Here is a 517-nt window from a genome sequence, read left to right on the forward strand (position 1 = left end):
CACGTCAGTTGTACGGAAGTAGAACTGTGGACGGTAGCCTTTGAAGAACGGAGTATGACGACCGCCTTCTTCCTTGCTCAGAACGTAAACTTCTGCAACGAACTTGGTGTGCGGCTTGACAGTGCCTGGCTTGACCAGAACCTGGCCACGCTCAACGTCGTCACGCTTGGTGCCGCGCAGCAGCACGCCGCAGTTCTCGCCAGCACGACCTTCGTCCAGCAGCTTGCGGAACATTTCAACGCCGGTGCAGGTAGTTTTCTGAGTGTCGCGCAGGCCGACGATCTCAACTTCTTCCTGGATGCGGACAATGCCACGCTCAACACGACCAGTCACAACAGTACCGCGACCGGAGATCGAGAATACGTCTTCGATTGGCATCAGGAACGGCTTGTCGATAGCACGCTCCGGCTCTGGGATGTAGCTGTCCAGAGTTTCCACCAGCTTCTTGACAGCAGTGGTGCCCATTTCGTTGTCGTCTTGGCCGTTCAGAGCCATCAGAGCCGAACCGATGATGATT

1 protein-coding gene is annotated in these 517 nt (G+C 56.1%); it reads right to left on the reverse strand.

Annotated features, from left to right (window positions below; all coding sequences use genetic code 11):
* On the reverse strand, nucleotides 1-517 hold a 517-nt coding region (locus FGE05_RS29640), incomplete at both ends, for an EF-Tu/IF-2/RF-3 family GTPase (RefSeq protein WP_257225757.1).

It is taken from the genome of Pseudomonas sp. ICMP22404, from assembly GCF_006227205.1.
Taxonomy (GTDB): Bacteria; Pseudomonadota; Gammaproteobacteria; order Pseudomonadales; family Pseudomonadaceae; genus Aquipseudomonas.